15 protein-coding genes are annotated in these 24,825 nt (G+C 72.0%); 9 read left to right on the forward strand and 6 right to left on the reverse strand.

The genetic code is table 11. The features are described from left to right. Positions 1 to 602 precede the first annotated feature (602 nt). On the forward strand, positions 603 to 5,726 hold the full coding sequence (locus tag IPJ59_RS01660; protein ID WP_293269482.1) for a tetratricopeptide repeat protein: 5,124 nt from the start codon (positions 603 to 605) through the stop codon (positions 5,724 to 5,726). Between the two features lie 89 nt (positions 5,727 to 5,815). After that, complete coding sequence (locus IPJ59_RS01665) at positions 5,816 to 7,777, forward strand: hypothetical protein (RefSeq protein WP_293269484.1); 1,962 nt, start codon at positions 5,816 to 5,818, stop codon at positions 7,775 to 7,777. Between the two features lie 102 nt (positions 7,778 to 7,879). Here the strand turns inward: IPJ59_RS01665 and IPJ59_RS01670 are convergent, their stop codons facing one another. From IPJ59_RS01670 to IPJ59_RS01680, 3 genes are all read right to left on the reverse strand, one after another. After that, entirely contained in the window at positions 7,880 to 8,203 is a 324-nt protein-coding gene (locus IPJ59_RS01670; RefSeq protein ID WP_293269485.1) for a hypothetical protein, read from the reverse strand. 167 nt (positions 8,204 to 8,370) lie between these two features. Further along, a complete protein-coding gene (locus tag IPJ59_RS01675) occupies positions 8,371 to 8,670 on the reverse strand; it encodes a hypothetical protein (protein WP_293253969.1) in 300 nt (99 codons plus the stop codon). 247 nt (positions 8,671 to 8,917) lie between these two features. Then, positions 8,918 to 9,637, reverse strand: coding sequence for a hypothetical protein (locus IPJ59_RS01680; RefSeq protein WP_293253971.1), 720 nt, complete (start codon positions 9,635 to 9,637; stop codon positions 8,918 to 8,920). A gap of 524 nt (positions 9,638 to 10,161) precedes the next feature. Here IPJ59_RS01680 and IPJ59_RS01685 point away from each other — a divergent pair. Both IPJ59_RS01685 and IPJ59_RS01690 read left to right on the forward strand, forming a co-directional pair. Next, positions 10,162 to 11,769 (forward strand): ABC transporter substrate-binding protein, encoded by a 1,608-nt coding sequence (locus IPJ59_RS01685; protein WP_293269486.1) that lies wholly within the window; start codon positions 10,162 to 10,164, stop codon positions 11,767 to 11,769. Between the two features lie 105 nt (positions 11,770 to 11,874). Further along, positions 11,875 to 12,048, forward strand: a complete 174-nt coding sequence (locus IPJ59_RS01690; RefSeq protein WP_293253976.1) for a hypothetical protein — start codon at positions 11,875 to 11,877, stop codon at positions 12,046 to 12,048. Between the two features lie 3 nt (positions 12,049 to 12,051). On the opposite strand, the gene IPJ59_RS01695 is transcribed toward IPJ59_RS01690, so the two are convergent. Beyond that, a complete protein-coding gene (locus IPJ59_RS01695) occupies positions 12,052 to 12,738 on the reverse strand; it encodes a hypothetical protein (RefSeq protein ID WP_293253978.1) in 687 nt (228 codons plus the stop codon). 114 nt (positions 12,739 to 12,852) lie between these two features. Between IPJ59_RS01695 and IPJ59_RS01700 the strand changes: the two genes are divergently transcribed. From IPJ59_RS01700 to IPJ59_RS01720, 5 genes are all read left to right on the forward strand, one after another. Continuing rightward, on the forward strand, positions 12,853 to 13,776 hold the full coding sequence (locus tag IPJ59_RS01700) for a YicC family protein (protein ID WP_293269487.1): 924 nt from the start codon (positions 12,853 to 12,855) through the stop codon (positions 13,774 to 13,776). Continuing rightward, positions 13,766 to 14,434: a guanylate kinase gene (gmk, locus tag IPJ59_RS01705; RefSeq protein WP_293253984.1), complete on the forward strand. Its 669-nt coding sequence runs from the start codon at positions 13,766 to 13,768 to the stop codon at positions 14,432 to 14,434. The genes IPJ59_RS01700 and gmk overlap by 11 nt, the downstream gene beginning before the upstream one ends. Before the next feature lie 58 nt (positions 14,435 to 14,492). Beyond that, complete coding sequence (locus IPJ59_RS01710) at positions 14,493 to 17,018, forward strand: RelA/SpoT family protein (RefSeq protein ID WP_293269488.1); 2,526 nt, start codon at positions 14,493 to 14,495, stop codon at positions 17,016 to 17,018. A 95-nt stretch (positions 17,019 to 17,113) separates the two neighbouring features. Beyond that, the gene (locus IPJ59_RS01715) at positions 17,114 to 17,302 is read left to right on the forward strand and encodes a hypothetical protein (RefSeq protein WP_293253990.1); all 189 of its coding nucleotides are present in this window, start codon (positions 17,114 to 17,116) and stop codon (positions 17,300 to 17,302) included. Positions 17,303 to 17,696: 394 nt separating this feature from the next. Further along, positions 17,697 to 20,129: a serine/threonine protein kinase gene (locus IPJ59_RS01720; RefSeq protein ID WP_293253993.1), complete on the forward strand. Its 2,433-nt coding sequence runs from the start codon at positions 17,697 to 17,699 to the stop codon at positions 20,127 to 20,129. A 108-nt stretch (positions 20,130 to 20,237) separates the two neighbouring features. Here IPJ59_RS01720 and IPJ59_RS01725 read toward each other — a convergent pair whose 3' ends face one another. Further along, a complete protein-coding gene (locus IPJ59_RS01725) occupies positions 20,238 to 22,502 on the reverse strand; it encodes an OmpA family protein (RefSeq protein WP_293269489.1) in 2,265 nt (754 codons plus the stop codon). Positions 22,503 to 22,672: 170 nt separating this feature from the next. Continuing rightward, entirely contained in the window at positions 22,673 to 24,793 is a 2,121-nt protein-coding gene (locus IPJ59_RS01730) for a M13 family metallopeptidase (protein WP_293269490.1), read from the reverse strand. Positions 24,794 to 24,825 lie beyond the last annotated feature (32 nt).

Below are 24,825 nucleotides of genomic sequence, written 5' to 3' on the forward strand. Positions count from 1 at the left end.
GCCCGCCGAAGCCGCCGGGCGCCCCGGTGCCGCCCGCACTGCGTCGGCCGGAGGCGAAGGGCCCCAGCGTCGAGGAGCCACGCTCGCTGATCGAGCGCAACGCCGAGCCTGCGCGGCCGGTCACCGAGCGCGCCCCGAGCCTGGGGGAGCCGCGTGCCGAGAAGGCCGCGAGCCCGGCAGAGTCGTCGCGTCCGGTCACGGAGCGGGCCGTAGTTCCGGCGGCAGTGGAGCCGCGACGCCCGACGACGCCGGTCAGTGAGCCCGCGCGGGCGCCCGCGCCTCGGGCTGAGCCGCGTGCGAGCGACTCGGGTTCGCGGCCGCAGATCGATCTGCGCCCGGCATTTACGCCGCCCGGCGGCGCCGCCCCGGGGACACCTCCCGCAAACCCGTCGGCAAGCGGGCCAGGCCCGACCGCAGGCTCAGGTCCTGCCGCGGGAGCCCCGGCGGGTCCGGGCGACCCGCGCACCCGGATGATGGGGCGCGTGCCCCCGCCGGGAGCGTTGCGGCCGCCCGGCGCGGCGCCGGCATCTGGCGCTTCAGACAGGTCTCTTGGGCCAGGTCCCTCGGTACCTGGCGCTTCGGACAGGTCCGATCGTTCACCCGTGCCGGCCTCCCTTGGCTCGCTCACCGAGGCGAGCCCCGACCCGACAAGGCCGCGCCTGCGCCAGACGCCGGGCTTCATGCCCGCCGTCGAGTCCGGGCGTCCGCCAGCGGCGCCCATCGCTCGCGGCCCGGCGCCCTCGGGCCCGGTCACCCGTCACGTCAGTAGCCCGTCGCTCGCGGCCGAGAACCCGTTCCTGCGCTACGCGACGGCGCAGGTTCAGGCGTGGGAGGCCGAGCTGGCGACCCAGCCCGACCTGTTCCGCGCGGCGCGACTCAACTATGAGATCGCCCGCTTGCTCGAGTACCCGCTCGGCGACCTCGGCCAGGCCTCGACCTACTTCTTGCGGGCGCACGGCCTGCTGCCGGAGTATCTACCGATCCTCCGCGGTGCCCGACGCGTGCTGCTGGCGCAGCGCAACTTCCAGCGCGCCTTGCCGCTGTTCGACGCCGAGATCCGCCTGACCGCCGACCCGCGGCGCAAGGCGGCGCTGATGTACGCGAAGGGCAGCCTGCTCGCCGACACCATGCGCAACGAGTCCGAGGCGCGGGCCGCCTACGCCGCCGCCCGCGAGCTCGACCCGGGCAACGTCTCGATCCTCAAGGCGCTCGAGCAGATCGACACCCGCATCGGCGCGTGGGAGCCGCTGGAGAAGGAGCTGGCCCACATCGCCAGTTCGGTCGAGAAGGACCCCAAGCTGCGCTCGGCCCTCGTGGTGCGCCGGGCCCACCTGTTCGAGCTGCGCCACAAGAACGTGCCAGTGGCGATCGAGCTGTTGGAGACGGCCCTCGACCTCGACCCGCAGGCGCCCGGGGCCTTCGCCGCGCTCAAGCGCCTGCACCACGGGCAAGGGCGCTGGCGCGAGCTCATCGCCGTGCTCGAGCGCGAGGCGCAGCAGATCAACGACCCCGACCTGCGGGCGATGGCCTACTACCGGGTCGCGCGCCTGCACTCGGAGCGGCTCGGCAATCGCGACAAGGCGATCGTCGCGCTCGAGCGCTCGGTGGCCGAGAACCCGAAGTACCGCCTGGTCGTCGAGGAGCTGATCCGCCAGTACGCCGCGGCCGACCGCCACGACGCCCAGGTGCGCACGCTCGAGGTGCTGGTCGCCAACATCGACGCGCCGCAGGAGCGCATCTCGATCCTCTACCAGATCGGCGATCTGCACGAGAACCGCCTGTACAACGAGGACGAGGCGATCCGCTGGTACGAGGCGGCGCTGGAGCTCGATCCGACCTTCCGCCCGAGCCTGCGCGCGCTCAGCAAGCTGTACACCCGGCGCAAGATGTGGGAGCCGCTCATCCACATGCTGCACGCCGAGGCCGAGGCCGCGGACGACAGCTCGCGGGCGGCGGCGGCCCTCGCCCGCATGGCCGAGATCTTCGAGGTGCAGCTCGGCGACGCCGAGCAAGCGATCGACCACCACGCCCGCGCGCTCGCGCTGCAGCCCGGCCTGGCCGCGCCCTTCAAGGCGCTGGCGCGCCTCTACGGCAGCGCCGGCCGCTACCACGAGCTCATCGAGCTGCTCGAGCGTGGCATCGACGAGGCCTCCGAGGAGGACCGCCGCGTCGCCTACCTGTTCCGCGTCGCCGACCTCTACGCCGACTATCTCAACGAGCCGGTGCAGGCGGCCCACACCTACCGCAGGATCTTGAAGATCGACCCCGACCACCTCGGGGCGATCCACTCGATGCAGCGCGCCTTCGAGGTCGCCGGTCGCTACAAGGAGCTGGTCGACGCGCTCGAGATCGAGGCCAGCAAGACGCTGGACAAGCAGCGCATCGTGGCCCTTCTGGGCCGCGCCGCCGACCTCCTCGACGACAAGCTCGAGGATCGCGAGGGCGCGCTCGGCCGCTACCGCCGCGCGCTGGAGCTGGACCCGAAGCACGCGCCATCGCTGGCCGGCCTCGGCCGCCTCTACCACCGCCTCGGGCGCTGGGAGGACCTCCTGGCGGTGTACGAGCGCGAGCTGGCGATCACCCCGCCGGGCCGCTCGTCGGTGGCGCTGCTGCACACGATGGGGCAGCTCAGCGAGGACAAGCTCGGCGACGACGCCCGGGCGATCGACTGCTATCGCCGCGCCATCGGCATCGACCCCAAGCACGGCCCCTCGCTGCACGGGCTCGCGCGCCTGTTGCAGGAGCGCCGCGCCTTCGCCGAGCTGGTCGAGGTCCTGGAGCTTGAGCTCAAGAGCCTGAGTGACCCGAAGTCGCGGGCGTTGCTGGCGTACCGCATCGGTCGCGCCCACGAGGAACACCTTGGCGAGCCGAACAAGGCGATCGTCGCCTACCACAAGGCGACCGAGGCGCTGGCCGACTACCGCCCCGCGCTCGACGGCCTGGCCCGCGTGCGCGCGACTCAGGAGGCGTGGTCGGGGGTGGTCGAGGACCTGGCGCAGGAGGCCGCGACCTCGCGCGAGCCGACCCTCGCCACCGCGGCGCTGCTGCGTGCCGGCGAGATCTTCAGCGAGCAGCTCGGCCAGCCCGAGCGGGCCATCGCCGCCTATGAGCGGGTGCTCGAGCGCGAGCCCGGCAACGTGACGGCGATGCTCGCGTTGGAGCCGCTGTACCGCCAGCAAGGCCTGTGGAAGTCGCTGGTGGAGCTGTTCACGCGGCAGAGCAGGGTGCTGATCGATGACGGCGCCCGCGTGGCCTCGCTGCGCGAGGTGGCCCACCTCTACGAGAACCAGGCCGTCGGCGACGCCGACCAGCTGCGCAGCGCCTACACGGCGATCCTGCAGCGCCTGCCGAGCGACCCGATCGCCCTCGCCGCGCTCGAGCGCCTGGCCCTCGCCGCGCGCGACGATCAGCTGTTGACCCGCGTCGACGCCCAGCTCGCCAGCGGCGACGACGACCCGGGCCTGCTCGGCGCCTACTACACGCGCCTGGGCGAGACCTTGGAGCGCGCGCAGACCATGGCCTCCGCGCTCAAGGCCTATGAGATGGCACTCGCCCACGATCCCGACAGCCTCGGGGCGATGTACGGCCTGGTTCGTGTGGCCACCGCGCTCGACGATCCGCGGGCGCTGGTCGCCGCGAAGACCCGGCTGGCCACGGCGGAGCGCGGCGGAGAGGCGGCGGCCAACCTCCTCGTCGAGACGGCCAAGACCCGCCTGCAGCGCCTCGACGACGCCGAGGGGGCGACCCGCGACCTCGAGGCCGCGCTCGAGCGCTGGCCCGACCACGTCGAGGCCGCGGACATGCTCTACAAGATCCTGCTGATGCTCGACCACGGCACGCGCCTGGTCGAGAAGCTGTCGCTCGCGGCCGAGGCGGCGCGCTCCACCGAGCGATCGGGCGCGCTGTGGCTGCGCATCGCGGAGCTCTACGCCGACGAGCTCGGCAACATCGCCGGCGGCATCAGCGTGCTGCGCCGGGTCCTGCGCGACCGCCCGCAGCACGTGCCGATGCTGATGCTCCTGGCCGACCTCTACAACCGCAACCAGCAGTGGGGCGACGCGTCCGAGACCTACAGCGAGGTCGTGCGCATGTCGAGCTCGGCCGACGCCCTGTTCAACGCCAACAACAACCTCGCGTCGATCCTCGCCGACCACCTTGGCGACCTCGCCCGCGCCCGCAGCTGCCTCGAGGCGGCGCTCACGATCCGCGCCGACGACCGCGTCACGCTGCTCAAGCTCACCGATATTCAGGCCCGGCTCGGCGACGGTCCAGCCGCCGCCGAGACGGCGCGCCGACTGCTGCGCGCCGCGACCTCGACCGAGGAGCGCGTCGCCTCGATCATCCACCTCGCGAACATCGAGCAGAACCTCGGTCATCGCCCGCAGGCGCTCGAGGCCCTGCTGAGCGCCGTGATCCTCGAGGGCCCCGACGGCAAGGCCGCCCACCGTTACAAGGGCCTGCTCGGCGACGATGACCCGTGGGACGCCTACGAGCAGGCGATGCTGACCCACCTGCGCCAGGTCGCCGGCGACGACGCCCGCATGTGCCGCGCCTACCTCGAGCTGGCCGCCGTCCAGGCCGACTCCCTCGGCCAGCTCCAGCGCGCTCTGGCCACCCTCGAGATGGGCATCAGCGAGGTCAAGGACGACATCCCGCTGCGCGTCGAGTACGGCAACCGCCTGCGCGCCGACGGCCGCATCGCCGAGGCGATCGCCGCCTATCGCCAGCTCGTCAGCATCTATCCGGCCAACGCCGAGGGCTGGCGCGGCCTGGTCTCGGCCTACGTCGAGCGCAGCCGCATGGGCGAGGCGGGCCTCGCCCTCGCGCCGCTGTGCGTGCTCGGTGCGGCCAGCGAGTCCGACATGCGGGCGCTGACCAAGATGACCCCGAAGCCCGCCTCGGCGACGCCGGGCAGCTTCACGCCGGAGCTCCTGCGCGGGCTGTGTGATCGTGGCCCGCAGGCCGTGGTCGCGGAGAAGCTGCTGTTCGCCATCAACCAGAGCCTCGCCAAGCTCTACCTCGGCGACCTGCAGCGCTTCGGCGTCAACCCCAAGGAGAAGATCACGGCGCGCTCGGGCAACCCGCTGCGCACCTTCGTCGACCGCATCGCCGCGCTGTTCGGGATCCCCGACTACGACCTCTACGTGTTCCGCGGCGCCGGCACCGTGGCCAGCCTCGAGTTCGGCGCGCTGCCGGCCCTGCTGGTCCCCGCGACGGTGCTGCGCCTGCCTGAGCCGCAGCAGGCCTTCGTCCTCGCCCGCGCGCTCGCCGGGGTCCAGCGCGGCCTGCAGGCGCTCGGCCGCTTCAAGGCCTCCGAGCTGATGCTGATCCTCGCCGCCGCGGCCCGCACCGCCGCGCCCAACTACGGCAGCAACCTCGCCGACGGCGCCGCCCTCGACGACCTCCAGCGCCGCATCGTCAAGGCGATGGCCCGCAAGGACCGCCAGCTGCTCAACGACGCCTCCGCCGAGTACAGCCAGTCGGCCCCGGTCGACTTCAACGCCTGGTACAACGACCACAAGATCTCGTCGACCCGCGCCGCCGCGGTGATCGCCGCCGACCTCCCGTCCTGCGTCGCCCTGCTGCGCCAGGAGGACCAGGCGCTGGTCTACCTCGAGGGCGAGGACCTGGTCGTCAACTCCGAGACCATCAGCGACCTGATGCGCTACTGGAGCTCCGACGCCTCGATCGAGCTGCGCCGCCGCGTCGGCATGCTGCAGGCCTGAGCCGGGCGAGGGCAGGGCAGCACAGCCCCCGGAGCCCCGCAAGTTCCTGAAATTTGGACGCGCCGCGCGACTCCTCTACGAAGGGAGCCGTGCACCTGCGTCGACCGCTCTCCGCCCTCCTCCTCGCCGCTTGCGCCGCCTGCGGAGACGACCCGCAGGTCGAGGTCGTCACCCGCACCGGCGACGCCGCGCCGCCGGTCGCCGCCGCGGACCTCGTGACCCGCGCCCAGATGCTGCGCGCCGATCGCGAGCGTGAGGTCGGCGACCCCGCGCTCGAGGCCCTGCTCGGTGAGGTGCCGGCCGACGACGCCCCGACACCGCGACCCACCCGCATCCCCCGGGCCAGCGCGCCCGAGCTCGTCGAGGCGCCCGTGGCCGAGCCGCTGGCTGGCGTCCTTTCTGGCCTTCGGGGCATGTCTGTAGGGCCAGGTCCTGAAGGACAGCCCGCGGTCGCCTACGCCGCCGCGAGCGATCCGGAGAGCTTCGCCGCCCTGCTCGAAGCAGCCCGCAAGGCGCCGCAGGCCGAGCTGCCGGCGATCGCCGACGCGCTCGCGCGCACGCCCACTGAACTGTGGCCCGAGCTCGAGGCCCGCCTACTCGCGGCTCGCAAGGCCCGCAAGGCCGACTACAAGGCGCTGCTGGCCGGCATCGGCGGCGATGTGCCAAACCGCTACGGCCACTTCGAGCTGGCCTGGAAGCGGGCCCATGGCTTCACGGTCAAGCTCTCGGAGGACTGGTACGCCGATCTGCTGGCGCTGCCGCCGGGCCGCGTCAGCAAGGCGCTTCGCGGCATCCACCGCGACTGTGTGGTGACGGCCGCGCTGCTGCGTGCCGCGGCGACGATCGGCCGCGAGCCCGCGCGCAGCGAGGCCGTGGTCGACGCGCTGCTGGCCGCCGCCTACTCGCACGAGGGCACCTTCCGCGACGAGGTCGGCCGGGCGATCCGTCGCCTCGGCGAGCCGGCGATCCCGGGCCTGCTGCGTCGCTCCCTGACCCCGCCGCTACCCGCCGACGAGAAGGAGGCCGCGACGGTGAAGGCCAGCGACGCCTACCGCAAGGCCGAGTACGCCCGGGTCCAGCTCGACCGCATGGACCGGCTGCACCCGCCGAAGGCGATCGCCGCGGTCCGCGACGACCCACGCCTGCTCGCCGATCTGCTCGCCGCCTACGGCGTGGTGCGCATCGAGGAGGCCGCGGCCCCGCTGCTAGCCCACGTCGACGCGCCGATCCCCCGGGTCCGCGCGGCCGCCCGCGCCGCCTTCCTCGCCTACGTCCAGGGCCCCGCGCCCCGGGCCGAGCGCAAGACCGTGCGACTGCTGGGCGGCCGCACCACCGAGGCCCCCGCGCGGCTGACCCACCGTGACTTCGCCCGCCTGGCGATCCGCGAGCGCATCGCCGCCGAGGCGCCCGACCTGCAGGAGCCCGAGTGCAGCACGATCGCCGCCGACGGCACCCGCGATCGCGTGTGCGAGGCCCAGCCCGAGCGGCTCGCCGTCGCCTACTTCGCTCGCATCGAGGCGGCCCGGCGCACGCGCGAGCAGGCCCAGGTCGACGACGCACTCGCCCAGCCCGATCGCGTCACCACCGTGGCGATGCTCGACGCGCTGCTGGCCGACAACCCTGAGCTCGAGATGCGGGCCCAGCTGGTGCCGAGCTACGAGGCCGCCGCCGACGAGGCCGAGGCCGCTGGCGAGCGCCGCCGGGCCGCCGGTCTGCTGCGCAAGTCGGCCGCGCTGCTCAGCGAGGCCGACCCCGGACGCAGCACGCGGCTGCGTCTGCGTGCGCTGCTCGTCGAGGCCGAGATCGACGAGCTCCCGGCGCAGGGCAGGGCGATGCTGCTGGCGACCGCCGAGAGCCTCGCGCCTGACGACCCGTCCGTGCACGCGGCGCTGGCACGCGTCGCCGAGCGCCCCGCGACCGCCGAGGAGGCCGGCCTGCGCCGTCGCTTCGGCCTGTTGCTGCTGGCCTTCGCCTCCGGTCTGGCGATCTTGCTCGGCCTCGGCTATTTGCTGCGTGCCAGTCGGACACGCGCCGCCGCGCCAGCGATCTGACCTGGCAGACATGTCCCAAGGGACAGCCGACGAAGCGCCCGCGGCACAAACAAGAAGGGACCCGGGCAGCCGGGTCCCCAAGCACGACCAACTCGTCCGGCCTCAGGGGCGCAGATCGGCGTCGGTGCACTCCTTGTTCTCGGGCTGCACACAATCCTCGACCTTCCCGGCCTGGAGGCGGAACTTGCCGTCGCTCTTGTTCTCCTCGCACGGGGCCGTGGCGGCGCAGGTGTAGTAATCCTCGCAGTCCGGCTCGATGTTGTCGCAGAGGTTGAAGCCGTAGACCGGAGGCGGATCGCCGTTCAGGTCCTCGCACGCGTTACGGGCGTCCACGAAGGACTCACACGCGTCCTTCAGAGAGTTGTTGCAGGCGCCGCCGAGGGCGGCCGAGCCAACGAACGCGACAAGGAACAGCAGCTTCTTCACGGGAGCGTCTCGCTTTCTCGGGGGACGGACGCTCCCTTGGTAGCATCTTTGCCCGCGCCTCGGCTAGCCCCCCGGGGCCCAGATCCGGTGCAGATCCGGCGCTGGTCCGGCCGAGGTCCGATCGCCGACCGAGTGCCGACCGAGTGCCGACCTGCCGGCGGATGCGGTCAGGAGGCCGGCACGCACTCGGTGCCCTCGGGCATCGTGCACGCCTTGGACTCGAGCCGGAACACGCCGCCTGACTCCTTGCACTCCGCCTTCGCCGCGCAGCTGAAGTACTCCTTGCACTCGACGGCCACGTCGTCGCACAAGCCGTCGAGCTCGTCCTTCGGGTCGCCGCTCATCAGGGCGCAGGCCTGGGCGGCGCTGACGTAGTCCTCGCAGGCCTCCTGCTCGGGCGGCTTGCAGCCCAGGGCGCTCACGAGGGTCGAGACGACGAACGCGACGACGAGGTGAAGGGGCTTCATGGGTGCTCTCGGTCGTACACCTTTGCCGCCGCGGCCGCCAGAGCCAAGCCACCCCCAGACCCAGCCAGACCCGGCCCGATGACGATCTGGCGCGCGCTGGCGGCCTTCCCCACACACAAAAACCGCGGCCGTTCGCGCCGCGGTTGGGGTGGCCAGACTTCGCGTGACCGGCAGACAGGCGAGGGGTGCCCGGGGGACGGGCGCCCACCTTGGCGGGCCGTTTCGCTCCGGCCCGGCCGCCGATCGTCTACTTGCCGCGGTTCTTCGCCGCGTCCTTGTTGACCTTCTCGATCAGCGCCTTCTGCTCCTCTTCCTGGCGCAGGATCTCGAGCGGGTGCCAGGCGGCGCCGGGCGGCGCGACCCACGACTCAACGCCGGTCTCCGGGTCCTTCGCCTTGTAGGCCACGAAGTCGAGGAGCCCGCGCGCGTCGGCGAAGCCGCTGTCGGAGAAGCGCTTGAACTTCCCCTTGAAGGTGTACTGCTGGCCCTTGGCGAGCATGACGCTCGGGACCTTCTCCCAGCGCTTCACGTCGTACTCCGGGATCGTGAAGGCGTAGTTGACCACCATCATCGCCCGCTTCTTGCCCTTATCGTCGGGCTTGTCAGTGATCCACACGTGCGGCTGCTTGCCGGGCGGACACTGCTCACCCTCGGGGCACACCGGCGGCTCGTAGATGTCCTGCACGAAGCCACGGACCTCGATCTCGACGCCCGCCTCGCCTTGCTTGACGTTCTCGTCGAGCGCCTTGCGCAGGCCGTAGACCGACCACGCGCCGTCGTCTGCCTTCTCCGGGACCTTGCCCTCGTCGAAGTCGGGCGGAGGCGGGAGCTCCACCTTCACGTTGTCCGCGGCGTTGGGCGCGTCTTCCTCGCCCGACTTTTTGACCTTGGGTGCCTCCTTGCCGCAGCCCGCGAGGCTGAGACAAAAAAACGCAGTGAGCAGAGAGATGGAAGAAGTGCGCGTCATCGCCAGCGTTGACCTCCAAGCTCTCCAAGGCGGAGAGCCGTTCGCATGGAGCCTGTAACACGCGCGCAAGCGGGTTTTCAAGTGCCCGGGAAACGCGATAAGGGATCGGCATGCCGCCGCGGCGCGGTTCCTGCCCGAGAAGGCCGGGCTGGACCCCACCCGCCACCATCATGCCGAACTCACCCGTGATCACCGCGCCGCTGCCTGGCCCCTCGCTGGGCGCCCAGGTGCGCGCTCGCGCGTGGGCTCACACCCGGCGCCGGCAGGTCGGGGGCTGGCGGGGGAGTTGGGCCCGCTGCCGTGGTTCATGTCGGGCAGCGCTGGGCGTGGCGTCGGGACTCGGGCTCCTTGGTTGGCTCGCACGCTGGCTCCCGGGTTGGCCCGGACGCTGGCTCCCGGGTTGGCTCGGGTCCTGGCTCGGATCCTGGCTTGTTCTGGCCAGCTGCGGGGGGGGGGGCGGGGCAGGGCCGGCCGCCACGGGCCCCGAAGCGACCCCGAACAGCCCCGGAGTGGAGCCCACGCCAGTGGTTGTGCCGACAGCCGATCCCCCGGTCGTTCTCGGCGACACCGTGGTGATCGCCCTGCGCCGCCTGCCTGTGTCGCTCGATCCCACCGATGAGCTCGACCCTTGGGGCCAGCGCGTCGTCGACGATCTCCTGTTCGAGGGCCTGACCCGGCGCGTGGACGGATCTCCATGGGGGGCGCCGGCCCTCGCCGAGCGCTGCCTGGTCGAGCACGAGGGCCGCAGCGTCGCCTGCCAGCTCCGTCCCGGCGCCCGCTTCCACGACGACCAGCCAGTCACCGTCGCCGACCTCCTGTACAGCATCAACCTCTGGATCGGTCCTCGCGGCGCAAACCTGCGCCAGCGTTATGGTCTCGACGCCATCAAGTCGGTTGAAGAGGGACCGCCCGCAGGGGCCTCTGGCGACGGCTGGGTGCGCATCAGCTTCGCCCACGCCGACCCGCTGGTGCTCGAGCGCCTGGCCGCGCTGAAGATTGTCCCCCGAGCCCGCCACCCCGGGCCGCGCTTCGCCCAGCAACCGATCGGCAGCGGGCCGATGCGCCTGCTGGCCCAGAGCGAGACGCAGATGGTGTTCGTTCGCAGCGAGGCGATCCCGGGCCGGGCCCAGCGCCTCGAGCTCCGGGCCCAGATCGACGGCGCCGCCAGCCTCACGGCCCTGCGCCGCGGCGAGATCCACCTCCTCCCCGAACTCGCGCCGACCCACGTCCCACGCGAGCTCGGCAAGCCGGGCATGGCAGCCCGCTTCGTCGCTTTCCTATTGAGTCCGCCACGTTATGACCTGGTTCTTTACAACTTGCGTGAAGGGCCCCAGGCCGGCCCACGGCTGCGTGGTGCGCTCGATCAGGCGGTACCCCACAGCGAGATCGCGGCCCTCCACGGCGAGCCAGGCCTGGCGATCGTCGCCCCCGTCGACCTCGACGCGCCGAGCCCGATCGACCTCGTCGCCATCGCCGAGGACCGCATCCTCGAGGCCGGCCTCGGCCCGTTCACCCCCCCCAACCAGGCCCCCGACCGCGAGACCGAGGCCGCCAATCGCCTCGCCGCCGACCTGGTCCTCACCGAGCTCGGCTGGATCGACCAGCGCGGGCAACGCCGTCGCGGCACCACGGCCCTGCGCCTCCCGCTCAGCTGGGACGGCAGCGCCGGCCTGGCCACCAACACCGCCAGGGCCCTACGCGCCGCCTGGAAGCAGATCGGCGTGGCCGCCCCGAGCGTCACCGCCGGCTGGGCCTACATCCTCAGCCTGCTGCGCGTCGGCAAGTTCAGCCTCGCCCTGGCCCGCCTCGCCGGCGCCAGCGACATGGACCTCTCGCCCTGGTTCCACAGCCGCGGCGCCCACAACCTCACCGGCATCGCCGACAGCGAGCTCGACGCGGCCCTCGACGCCTACCGCCACGCGAACAGCCGGGCCGAGCGCGACGCGGCCAAGCGGGCCGTCGCGGCCCGCCTCGCCGCGCTCCACCCGGTCAGCGTCCTGCACGCCCCTGTCGCGGTGCTGCTGGCCTCCCGCGCGCTCACCGGCCTCGAGTTCATCGACGACCTGCCGCGCCTCGACAGCCTCGGCCTCGGCGCGGCCCCACCGGTGCTCCTGCACGCCAGCGGGGACTGATCCAGTTTTCGCGGTCGGCATAGCAGCCCGCGATGATCCAGTTTCTTGGGATCATGTAGGTCCGTCCGCTACAAGCCCCCTTGCACCCCGCATCAGGAGTTCACGATGGCGACCTGGATCTTGATCCTCCACCTGGTTTTCCCGCTCAGCAGCACCCTCCCGACCCCCGTCACCCCGGCGACCGAGCCCGCCGCGGAGATCGTCCGCTACCGCGGCCTCGAGCAGATGTTCGCCCGCTTCGAGGCCGAGGCCGACTCCGACATCGAGATCGTCGAGTGAGCCTCAGAATCGATAGGCCACGCCGACCGAGCCGAGCAGGTAGGTCTGGAACACCGCGACCGGCATCCGCCGCTGTGCCTCCGAGGCGCCGTCGAAGAGGGCCCCGCGCGCGCGCGTGCGGGCCACGTCCGTGACCACCCCGAGCGCCCGCAGCGAGGCCGTGAACGCGATCCTTCGCAGGCGCAGCTCGAGGTCCGCGCCGACGTGCACGAGCCCGCCGCCGACGATCTGCGCGCCGTTCGGGCGCCCCGTTAGCTCATAGCGGACCGCGTGCACGAGCCCGCCGCCGCCAGCGTCGACCGCGAAGTGCCCGACCTTGCCGCGCAGCAGGTACAGCAGCACCCCGAGCTCGGCGAGCACCATGTCCTGCGAGATCACGTCGGACCGGTTGCGGTAGCGCAGCGAGCCCGAGCGCACGCCGAGCTCGAGGCCGATCCGCGGCGCGGCCTGGAAGCGGCCGAAGAGCCCGACCCCGCCGAGGGTCACGCTGCTCCCGAGGTAGCGCGCGTCGAACGCGGTGATCCGCGGGCGCAGGGCCGGGGCCATGACCCCGAGACCCTCGATGCCGATCAGAAAGCGGCGCTCCCGCGGCGCTCCCGGCGACGGATCGGCCGCGTGCGTCGGCGCGGCGGCGAGGCCGAGCGTCGCGGCGAGCAATCCGGCGACGGCCGTGCGAACGAGGCGGATCACGGGCCTCGCAGCATACGGCCGCGATCCGCCGTCGCGGTAGTCCGATCGCTCGAACGACGCGTCGCACCGCTGCGGGGCTTGCGGTCGCGGCCCCGAAGCGGCTAGCAAGACGGGGTGCCGCTGCGGAGCATGACTGGTTTCGGCGCTGCGACCCGGGTCATCACGATCGACGGGCTGCCGCAGGTCCTCGGGGTCGAGCTGCGCTCGGTCAACCAGCGCTTCCTCGAGATCAAGTCGCGGCAGCCCTTCGGCCTGGCCAGCGAGCAGGAGCTGCGGCGCATGATCGAGGCCCGCCTCGGTCGCGGTCGCGTCGACGTGCTGGTCCACCTCCAGCCTCACGGCAGCGGCGGCGGCGAGTCAGGCCTCGACCCGGGGCGCGTCCTGCCCTTGCTCGTCCAGCTCCGCGAGCTCACCGCGCTGGCTCGCTCGAACGGCCTTGAAGTCGCGCCGCAGAACCCTCTCGATCTATTGCGGTTTGTGACGAGCCCACGCGGCGCCACGACGAACCCACAGGAGCCTCTTCACGAAGCCCCGCCGGAGCTCGCCGAGCTCATGGAGGAGGCGCTCGCCGGCCTGTGCGGGATGCGTGAGCGCGAGGGCGCCACGCTGGTGCAGGTGCTCGGCGGCCTCGCCGACGTGCTGGCCCAGCAGGCCGAGGCGCTGCGTCACAGCCTCGGCGGCGAGGCCGAGCGGCTGCAGGACCGGCTCGCCGAGAAGATCGCCGCCCTGTGTGCCCGCGCCGGTGTGAGCCCGCCGTCGCCCGAGCGGGTCGCTCAGGAGGTTGCCGTGCTGGTCCAGCGCGGTGACATTGAGGAGGAACTGGCGCGCCTCGCCAGTCATCTTGGCCAGGTTTGGGGGGTTCTGACCGCGCCGGCCCAGGTCGGGCAGGGCAAGACCCTGGACTTCCTGTCCCAGGAGCTTTTTCGCGAGATCACCACCATCGGCAGTAAGATCACCAGCCACGCCGGCAGCGCCGCCGTGATCGCCGCCAAGGCAACCATCGAACGCATGCGCGAGCAGGTTCAAAATGTCGAATAAGTACCGCGGACTCCTGCTCGTCGTTTCGTCGCCCTCGGGCGCCGGCAAGACGACCTTGTGCACGCGCCTGCGCCAGGAGTTCGCCCAGCTGCGCTTCAGCGTCTCGTACACCACCCGCCCGCCGCGTCCGGGCGAGGTCCACGGGCGCGAGTACTTCTTCGTCGACCCGGCCGACTTCACCGAGATGGTCGCCCGCGACGAGTTCGCCGAGTACGCCCTGGTCCACGGCAACAATTACGGCACCTCGGCCGCGCTGGTCAACGACGCCCTCGGCTCCGGCGTCGACCTCCTGTTCGACATCGACTTCCAGGGCGGCCGCCAGCTCAAGGCCAAGTTCCCCGGCGACGTCGTCCTCGTGTTCATCCTCCCGCCCTCGCTCAGCGAGCTCGAGCGACGCCTGCGCTCGCGCAACACCGACGCCCCCGAGGTCATCGATCGCCGCCTCCGCGTCGCCCGCGACGAGCTGCGCCACTACCAAGAGTACGACTACATCATCGTCAACGACGACCTGACCCGCGCCTACGACGTGCTCCGTTCGGTCTACGTCTCCGAGACCTTCCGCTGCGTCCGCCAGCGCGCCGCCGCCGAGGCCGTGCTCTCGGGCCAGCAGGTCCTCAACATCGGCGGCCGCGCCGTGACCGGCTCGGAGGGGGCATGAGCCTGGCCCACATCGACGCGACCGTCCGGGCCCGCGCCGTGACCGGTTCGGAGGGGGCATGAGCCTGGCCTCCGACCTCCTCGATCCAGGCGCGCCCGCGCCCGCAGCGACGCCCGCCGCGCCCGCAGCGTCGCTCGCCACAGCGCCCGCAGCGTCGCCCTCGGCCGACGCCGGCCCGAGCGTCGCCGCCATCCTCGCCGAGCTGGCGCGCCGACCCGGCGTCGACACGGCCCCCGTCGAGCGCGCCTTCGAGCTCGCGCGCCGCTGCCACGCCGGCCAGATGCGCAAGAGCGGCGAGCCCTACCTCATGCACCCGCTGCGGGTCGCGGAGACGATCACCCGCATCGGCCTCGACGTGAACAGCGTCGTCGCCGGCCTCCTGCACGACGCCGTCGAGGACTCCGACCTCTCGATCTTCGACCTCACCGAGGGCTTCGGCAGCGAGGTCGCCAGCCTCGTCGACGGCGTCACCAAGCTCGGCAAGGTGCCCTACCTCTCGCGTCAGGAGCAGCAGGCCGAGAGCTTCCGCAAGATGCTGCTGGCGATGAGCCAGGACATCCGCGTCCTCCTCGTCAAGCTCGCCGATCGCCTCGACAACATGCGGACCCTCGAGCACATGCCGCTCGACAAGCAGCTTCGCATCGCCCGCGAGACGATGGAGATCTACGCCCCGCTGGCCAACCGCCTCGGCATCCAGTGGCTGCACGCCGAGCTGCAGGACCTCAGCTTTCGTTACCTCGAGCCCGCGATCTACCGCGACGTCGCCGCCCGCATCGCCGCCATGCACACGGCCGATCCGGACTACGTCGAGCGCGGCCTGGGTCAGCTGCGCGCCGCCTTCACGCCGACCGCCGCGGACCCCGAGAGCCCGCCCGAGCCCGGCAACCCGATCATCGGGATCACCGGGGTCAACGGCGAGGACGTCCAGTGGTCCGACGATCGCTTCGGCCCGGTCGAGCTGCGAGCCACGCTGCGCACGCCCTACCAGGCCTACAAGCTCGCGGAGGACGCCGATCTCGAGGTCGACAAGGTCTCGAGCCTGGTCAGCTTTCAGATCATCACCCGCGACCGCGCCAGCTGTTACACCGCGCTCGGCGTGCTGCACGGCAGCTTCACGCCGGTGCCCGGCCGCTTCCGCGACTACATCGCCCTGCCGCGCCCGAACCGCTACCAGGCCCTGCACACCGCGGTGGTCCGCGGCGTCCGCCTCGAGCTGCAGATCCGCTCGCAGGTGATGGACGCGGTGGCCGAGCGGGGCATCGTCGCCGAGTGGCAGCGCAGCGGCGGCAAGGACGGCGGCTGGCAGCGCCTCACCTGGTTGCAGGGCCTGATGGACTGGCTCGGCGAGGTTCAGGACCCGCACGAGTTCATCGAGGCCGTGAAGGCCGATCTCTTCGCCGACGAGGTCTACGTGTTCACCCCGGAGGGCGACATCCACACCTTCCCGCGGGGCGCCACGCCGATCGACTTCGCCTTCGCGATCCACACCAACATCGGCGTTCACTGCTCGGGCGCGCGGGTCAACGGCCACCTGGTCCCGCTGCGCTACCAGCTGCGCCAGGGCGACACGATCGAGATCCTCACCAACCCGGCCCCGTGTGTGCGCAAGGAGTGGCTCAAGATGTGCCACACCTCGCGCGCTCAGACGCGGATCAAGCAGTGGCTGCGCCAGGAGGAGCGCCTGCGCCTGCGGGCGCTCGGCCGCAGCCTGGTCGAGCAGGAGCTCTCCGGCCGCGGTCGGACGCTCACCGAGTTCGAGGAGATCGGGCTCGTGGCTCGCCGCGCCGCCGAGTTCGACCTCGGCAAGGATCTGCGCGACGTCCCCGGCGCTGACGGGCTCTACGAGGCCGTCGGCAGCGGTCAGCTCGCCTCGCTGCGGGTCGCCGACGCGCTCGCCCCGCGGGACCTCGGCCGCGAATCTGGCGAGGACGACAACCTCATCCGGCGCATGTTCCGGCGCATGTCGGGCAGCAAGATCGGCGGCAAGATCGGCGAGGGCATCAGCGGCAGCCTGGCCGGGAACTTCGCCGGCTTCGGCCGCGGCAGCAAGTCGACGGCCCGCGGCGAGCGCCCCGAGCCCGGCGAGGGCGCCCCGGGATCGCCGATGATGATCACCCGCGAGCGCACCGAGGGCGCCGGCTCGGGCGTGCCGATGATCCAGCTCGCGCCGTGCTGCTCGCCCGTCCCCGGGGATCCGCTGCTCGGCTACTTCGCGCCGGGCAAGGGGATCATCGCCCACGTCGAGACCTGCCCCCAGGCCCTCGATCGGGTCGAGGAGCGCCGGGTGTACCTCGCCTGGCAGCCCGAGCTCGAGCTCGACGGGGCCCAGGTCGTCGAGGTCCGCACCGCCAACGCCGTCGGCCTGCTCGCCGAGATGAGCCGGGCCTTCTCGCACCACGGCATCAACATCAAACAGGCCAACTGCCGCACCTACGACAGCGGCCAGCGGGCGATCAACACCTTCCACACCTCGGTGAAGACCCTGGCCCAGCTGAGCTCGCTGATGCGCACCTTGAAGGGCATCCCCGGCGTGCTGGGGGTCGAGCGGGTGTTCTCACGCAGCGCCGCGGGTCTCAGCGACTGACTGCAACCGGGCCCGCATGGCCTGGGGCAGGGCGGTTGACAAGCGCGCGTCGCCCGGTTATTTGAGCCCCCCTCCCGTAACCAGGTCTCACCGCAATGGCTTCCTTCGCCCAACGAACCAAACGCAAGCGCTCACGCCGCAAGAAGAACGCGGGGCACGCCCGCAAGATCAAGCTCAGCCGCAAGAGCACGCCGACCAGCCAGGAGTTGTTCGCGGCCCTCGGCGAGCCCGGCAAGCCGGCCCCCAGGTCGGCAGCCACGCCCGCGCCCGCGAGCAAGGCCTGAGCACGGGCCCGATCAGCGCGATCGGGTCCGGGCGCGCCTGTCCGAACGGCCAGCAATCAGCGCCTGATCGGCGCCCAGTGCCCCATCAGCGCCCGGTGTGATCGCCCGCCTGATCGTGCATCGGCGTGATCGTCAACCTGATCGCCAGCCGGGGCCCGATCATCACAAGGGACCTGCCTCTTCGGGCATGTCCTTTTTTTTACTCCGCGAAGGCCGATGCCCCCGGCGATCGGGCGCGTCCGCGTCTAGTTTCCCTGCCCGGCGATTCTGTGCGAAGGTTTGCGCGCGACTCGTCTCGCGCCCGATCCAGGCCTCGCCGCGTCCCCTGGCGTGCGCTTGATCAACCATGCTCCAGCGCATAGTCTCGGCGCGACTGCCCCTTGGAGACCCCCCGATGAACAATGCGACCACCGCGGCGCCCCAGCTGCCTCCGGGTACAGTGATCGATGGGACCTACACGACCGGCGCCGTGGTGCGCAGCCGGCTCGGGTCGGTGACCTACGCTGCCACCGATCTCTCCGGCGCACGCGTCGACGTCACGGTCTACGCCCCGGCCTGCTTCGTCTCGCCGGTGGCCATGGAGCGCAGCCTGCGAGAGCTGCGGCAGCTCGAGAAGGTCCACGCGCCGCAGGTGCTGCAGGTGATCGACGCCGGCAAGCTGCCGCAGGGCGGGATCTACGAGGTGCACGAGCGCTTCGACGCGACCTCGCTGGCGGAGATCGGTCGGCTCCGGCCCGCCGAGGTGAGCCGGCTGATCCCGGAGATCGTCGCGGCCTTGCAGGCGGCCCAAAAGGTCGGTGTGTTGCACCGCAACCTCGGCGCCGAGGCCGTGCTGCGCGGCGAGCGGGGCATCAAGCTGACGGGCTTTGCGGTCGGTGATCCGCAGGGCGGGGTCAGCTTCGGCGCGCTCGACTGCATCGCCCCCGAGCAGGTCGAGGGCAAGAACATCGACGAGCGCACGCTGGTCTACAACCTCGCCGCGCTCACGTATCGCTTCCTCCGCGGCGCCTCGCTGTTCACCGGCGGTGACAGCGGGACCCAGCTGCTGCAGGCCGCGGCCAGCGTACCGCCGTCCGAGTCGATGCCCGCGCCGCTGTTCGCCGCGCTGGCGAAGGACCCGAAGTCGCGGCCCAACCTGCTGCAACGCTTCCTGACCGATCTCGACGCCATCGTCCGGGATTTCCCGCAGGACGAGGCCGTCCCGGAGACGCGCGATCCGGAGCCAGCTTCGATCGCGTCCAAGGGTGGCGAAAGCCGCGAGGTCAGTGATACCCTCGCCGCGCTGATGACCGACCCTGACGCGCCCAAGTTGCCGTCCAGCGACGCGAAGGCCGGTCCAACGGCCACTGCTGGCGTACCTCCTGTATCCCACCTGCCTGCATCTCCTCTGGCTGCATCTCCTCTGGCTGCATCTCCTCTGGCTGCATCTCCTCCGCCTGCAACTCCTCCCGCTGCCGCGCCCGAGCGGCCCGCCACGACGCCGCCACGGCCCGCCATCATCACTGGCCCTGGCACCCTCGGCGCACCCCCGTCGATCGGGGTTCGACCGGTGCCGACGCTCGCGCCGCCGCCGTCGCTCGGCGGGCTGCCCAACGCCCCGTCGCTCGGATCGCTCCCCAACCTCGGCAAGCCCGCCGTCCTCGGTGTCCCGACCCTCGGCAAGCCCGGCGCACCGACGCTGGGCGCACCAGTGTTCGGCGCTCCGTTGGCACCACCCGTGGCACCCCCCGTGGCTTCGGCTCCCAGCGTGGCCCCGCCGGCCGTCGCCGCGCCGAGCGTGACCCCACCCGCGGCGACCGCTGGCGCCGCGGCGACCTCGGCCAAGCCCCGTACCCGCGGCTGGACGATGTTCATGGAGGTCACCGAGGACGAGGCCGGTGCTCCGGCCGCGCCTGGTGTGCCGCAGCCCGGGGCGCCCGTGACGGCAGCGCCACCGACCACCACGCCCGCTGCTGCCGCGCCCGTGGCCGCCCCGCTACCCGTTGTTGCGCCTGCGCCGACGCCGACGCCCGCTCCGGCCCCCGCCGCGCCTGCCGGTGAGGTCAAGCCGAGCACGCGCGGCTGGACGATGATCATGGACGACCCGGCCGAGGCCGAGGCCGCCAGCGGGCTGTCGACGCCCGCCGCAGCCGCTGCTCCGCCGCCCCCGAGCCCGACCACCCGCGGCTGGACGATGCTCGAGGAGCTCAACGATTCGCTGCCCGCCGCAGCGGCCACCCCGGCCACCCCGGTCGCCGCGACTGCGTCCGCATCTCCGGCGACGCCAGCGACCCCGGCCTCCGAGGCCAACGTCGCAGGCAGCGCGCCGAGCTCGCGCGGCTGGACCATGTTCATGGAGGCCGAGCTGCAGGGCGGCGCGGCCAAGCCGGAGGAGGCACAGCCCGAGACCGATCCGGAGTTCTACGACGGCCCGGTCCAGACCGAGACCGGCACCACCGTGGCCTTCGCGCCCACCGCCGACAACCCGAACGCCTCGCTCGCCCGCACCAAGGCCCCCGAGGCGACCCCGGACCTCGGATCGCAGGAGCCGATGACCTCGTTCGGCGCCCGCCTGCGCGGCGAGCCCGAGGAGGCCGCGCCATCGGCCTCGCTCTCGCCCGCGAGCGTCCCGTCAGCGTCCGCCGAGATCCCGAGCTTCGCCGGCAACAACCTCGGCTTCGTCGCGGTCAAGCCAGTCGAGCCCGCCGATGGGCGCCCGCCCGCGCAACCCGACGCGCTCGACCAGGACGACGCCGCTGCCAGCGGCGGGAACACCAAGCTGATCGTCGTCGGTGTGCTCGTGGTGGTGGCGATCGTGGTCGCCATCATCCTCGCCACCAGCAAGTGATCCTGTCCTTCGGGACAGGTCCTGACGCGGGTCGCTGCGAACACGCAGCCGCCCGCGTTCTTGCGGGCAGTGAGCTGCGGCCCCGCCGGAAGCGGGGCTTCGGCCGCGCTACTTGTCAGCAGCCGGGGCCGGAGCTGCAGCCGGAGCCGTGGGCTTGGTGTACTTGGTCACCCGCAGCACGGTCCGGTTGTTCTTGGCCCGGCCCGAGGCCGTCATGTTGACCGCGACCGGCCGCGACGCGCCGAAGCCGACCGCGACGATGCGCTCCGGGCTCACGCCCTTGCCGAGCAGGTAGTTGCGCACGTTGTCGGCGCGCTCGGTCGTCTTCTGCTTGGGGTTGCCGCGGTCGTCGCTGTGCACGCCGATCTCGATCGTCTCGTACTCGGGGTGGACCCGCAGGTACGCGGCCAGCTCGTCGAGCAGCGGCAGGGTCTTCTCGTTCGGGCTGTTACCGTCGTACTTGATCGACTTCTTGAGCCGCAGCGACTTGCCCTTGCCGACCACGTTCGGGGTGCTCGGCGGCACCGATCGCGTGAGCGTCTCCTTGACCACGACCGCCTGGTCGCCCGCGGCCACCGTGAAGCGCAGCGACTTGTCCTCGAAGCCCTCGGCGCGGGCGATCGCCCCGTACTCGCCGGCTGGCAGCTCGAGGCGGATGAGGCCGCTCTCGTTGGCCTGGAACGGCTCGTCGATGCCCATGCCCGTGACCGCGAGGGTCACCGCCACCGGGGCGCCGGCGTCGTCGACGAAGGCGCCGTCGACGAAGCCCGCCGGCGGCGTGTTGGCGACGTCCATCGTGATCGTCAGCGGCGTGTCCTCGCCCGGCTTGACCTCGGCGCTGACCTCCTTCGTCGCCTTGTTCTGCAGCTCGACCAGGATCGTGACCGCGCCCTCGGGGAAGCGGAAGCTGGTGAAGTTGCCGGCCTCGTCGGTGAGGATCGCGTTGCCGGCGGAGCCGGGGAAGCGCACCTGGGCGTTGGCCACCGGCGCGCCCGCGCTGTCGAGCACCTGGCCGACCACGCGGCCGTCCTGCACGGCCGGCGGTGGCAGCGACGTGGCCGGGGCCGGCACCTCCTTGATCACCGGGTTCGGGTCGATCGCCCAGCCGAGGCCCAGGATCACCGACCACGGCGCCACGGGCGGGCCGTACTCGAAGTTCGGCGAGACCATGCCGATGTCGGCCGCGAGGTCGAGGTGCAGGCCCGACACGACGTTGGCGCGCAGGCCGATCGTCGCCCACATGCTCGAGCGCGGCAGCGGCGAGGGCGTCGCCCCCATCTGCTTGAAGGCCGTCATCTCCTGGGTGGCGACGTCCCAGCTGAGCTCGGCGATCGGGTTGAGGCCGTACTGCTTCTCCTTGCCGAGGCGGATCGGGAAGTCGAAGCCGTAGCGCATGCGCACGCGGCTCGGGTTGATGCCGAGGGCGAAGCGCGAGACCTCGCGGCTGGTCGCGTCGCTGATCGCCGCGAAGTCGTAGAGCTTGGCCGAGTTGTCGAGGATCCAGCCGATGTTGGTGGTGAAGCGGAACGGGAACTGCTTCTTCGTCAGGTAGCGGACGTCGACGGTGAACAGCGCGTCGATGTTGAAGTTGACCTTGTCGGCGCGCAGCCGGCCGGGGCCCGAGAGCAGGCCGATGCCCATCTGCCCGCCGATGCCGATCGCCCCGCCCTTGACCATGCGGTGGGCGCCCTTGATGCCGAAGTCGAGATCGCCGAGCGCGAACTGCTGCGGCGGGTCCTGGCGTCCCGGCTGCTTGCGGGTATTGCGGTTGGCCTGGCTGTGGATCGCGACGAACAGCTCGCCCCACTTGAAGGGGCTGTAGCCGAGGTTGATCGTGCCGCGCACGCGGGCGTGCTCGTCGGCGCCGAGGTCGGGGTCGCTGCTGTTGTAGATGAAGCCGGTCTTGCGGAAGAAGTCCGTGTGCAGGCGGAAGCGGACGCTGTGGCGCGCGCCGACGTCGGCGAGGTTGGTGTGATAGAGGCCGACGCCGCCGCGCAGGCTGTTGATCGCCGGCTCACGCCGGCCACGGACCATGCCTGGCTCGTCGCGCTTGACCACATCGGCCTCCGCGCTCGTCGCGGCGCTGGCGTCGGCGCCGGTGCCAGCACTGGTGTCGAACTCGGCGCTGGTGGCCCCCTCGACCGCGGGCGGGTCGGCGGCCACGTCCGGTGGCGCTGCGTCGGTCGGCGGCGCGCCGCTGTCGGGCAGCGTCGGCGGCGCGTCACCTCCGGGGGGGGCCACGGAGGTCGTCGCGTCGGCGGGGGGCAGGCTCGGCTCGGACTCGGCGGGCAGGGGAGGCGGCTCGGCGGCGACGGCCGCCCGGGGCAGCGCGAGGCACAGGCCCGAGAGCGCGAGGAGAGAGGCGCGACGCATATGCAAGGGAGCGTCCACCATCGGCCACGGGGCTGTCAAACCTTTCGGGTGGATCGCGGCCCCGCGGCGGCGTCCTCTCGTAATAGTTGGAGCAGCGGGCGCTGGTGGGCGCTGCAGTGGGCGCTGGTGTGGCGCCGTGGCGAAGGCGGCGGGTCAGCTCCGCGCGGGCCTCACCACACCTCGCAGGCGTTCTCGCCGGCGTGCATCGGCGTGCCGGGGCTGCACTGCCACGCGTCCCAGAAGCCGGGGAAGTGGGCCAGGGGCACGTTGACGCGCTCCCGCGGCGGGCTGTGCGAGTCGATCATGGCGAGCAGGCGCCGGCTCTCGTCGGTCGACAGGGTGCACCAGCCCTGGGCGAAGCCGAGGAAGAACAGCTGGTCGTTGCTCAGGCCCTGGACCAGCGGCGCCTCGCGCTTGTCCTTCTGCCAGTCCTTGTAGCCCGCGTAGGCCGCCTTGATGCCGCCGAAGTCGGCGATGTTCTCGCCGAGGGTGAGCTTGCCGTTGAGCTTGACCCCCGGCAGCGCCTCGATGCCGTCGTAAAGGGTCTCGACGCACTGGGCCCGCTCGTTGAACTTGGTGCTCGCGCTTGGCTCCCACCACTCGCGCAGCACGCCCTTGCCGTCGAACTTGCGGCCCTGGTCGTCGAAGCCGTGGGTCAGCTCGTGGCCCATCACCATGCCGATGCCGCCGAAGTTCATCGCCATCGGGAACTCGGCGCTGAAGTAGGGCGGCTGGAGGATGCCGGCCGGGAACACCATCTCGTTGACCGACGGGTTGTAGTAGGCGTTGACGATCGCCGGCGGCATGTGCCACTCGCGCTTGTCGACGGCCTTGCTGATGCGGTCGGCGTCGCGGACGAACTGAAACCGGCGCGCGGCGATCACGTTGGCGAGGTGGTCCTTGCGCGACAGCTTGAGCTTGCTGTAGTCGCGCCACTCCTCCGGGTAGCCGATCTTGTTGATCACCGCCTTGATCTTCTCAACCGCGCGCGTGCGGGTCGTCGGATCCATCCACGCCAGCGACGGCAGCCCGGCCTCGAAGGCGCGCTCGATGTGGCCGATCATCGTCAGCGCGGTCTCCTTGCTGGTGCCGGCGAAGCGCTCCTTGACGAAGGCCTGGCCGACCAGCTCGCCGAGCCCGCTGTTGGCGACGCCGACGCAGCGCTCCCAGCGGGGCGACAGCTCCTTGGCGCCCGTCAGCGCGCTGGTGAAGGTGAAGTCGGCCTCGACGATCGCCTTGCCGAGGTGCGGCGCCGCGGCCCGCAGCACGTGCCAGCGCAGGTAGGCCTGCAGCGTCGCCGCGTCGGTCTTGCGGACGATGGCGCCCAGCTGCGTGAAGTAGGTCGGCGTGGCGACGTTGAGATCGGGGCCGATCTTTTCGTAGCCCAGCGCGCTGAAGTAGCCGGGCCACGGCGTCGCCGGATCGAGGCCCTGGAGGCCGACCACGCCGAGCATGTGGTAGGTCTTGTCGGGGTCACGCAGCTCGGCCCGCGGCAGGGCGATGTTCGCCAGCTCCGTCTCGAACGCGACGATCTTGGCGGCCTGCTCCAGCGCGCTGGTCGGCGTCTCGCCGAGGAAGCCGAGCATGCGCGCCACGTGCTCCTGGTAGGCGACCAGCAGCGCCCGGCTGCGGGCGTCGGTCTTCAGGTAGAAGTCGCGGTCGGGCAGACCCGTGCCGCCCTGGGCCAGCTGCGCGACGTAGACGTCGGGGCGCTTGGCGTCGGGCTCGATGAACAGCGAGAACAGCGGACCACCGCCGGCGAAGAAGCTGCCCTGCAGCTTGCCGACCACGCGATAGAGGCTGGCCTCGTCCTTGACCGCCGTGATCTGCGAGAGCACCGGGACGAGCGGGGTGATGCCGGCCCGGTCCTGCGCCTCCTCGTCGTTGCACGCCAGCCAGAACGCGCCGAGCTTGCTCTCGACCGGACCCTGCTTGCCCTTGCCCGCGGCGGCGGCCTCGAGGATGCCGCGCAGCACCGCGTTGTTGCGATCCGCCAGCTCGCCGAAGCCGCGGCCGTAGCGGCTCTTGTCGGCCGGGCGCGTCGTCTTCTTGAGCCAGCCGCCGCAGGCGTAGCGGTAGAAGTCGGTGCAGGGGTCGACCGTGGTGTCGAGCGACGCGAGCACCTCGGCGCCGATCGGGTCGCGCGCCACCAGGCTCTCGCGCTGCACCGGCGCGGGCGCCGGGGCGGGGGTCACGACCGGAGCCGAGGTCGCGGGCGCCTGGGTGCCGCCCGGACGATCGCAGGCGGCGGACAGCAGGAGCGGGACGAGGACGAGGCGGCGCACGAGCATTGCGCGCGAGGGTGCCACAGCGGCCCGTCGTC

This window comes from Nannocystis sp. (genome assembly GCF_016714285.1).
GTDB lineage: Bacteria > Myxococcota_A > Polyangia > Nannocystales > Nannocystaceae > Nannocystis.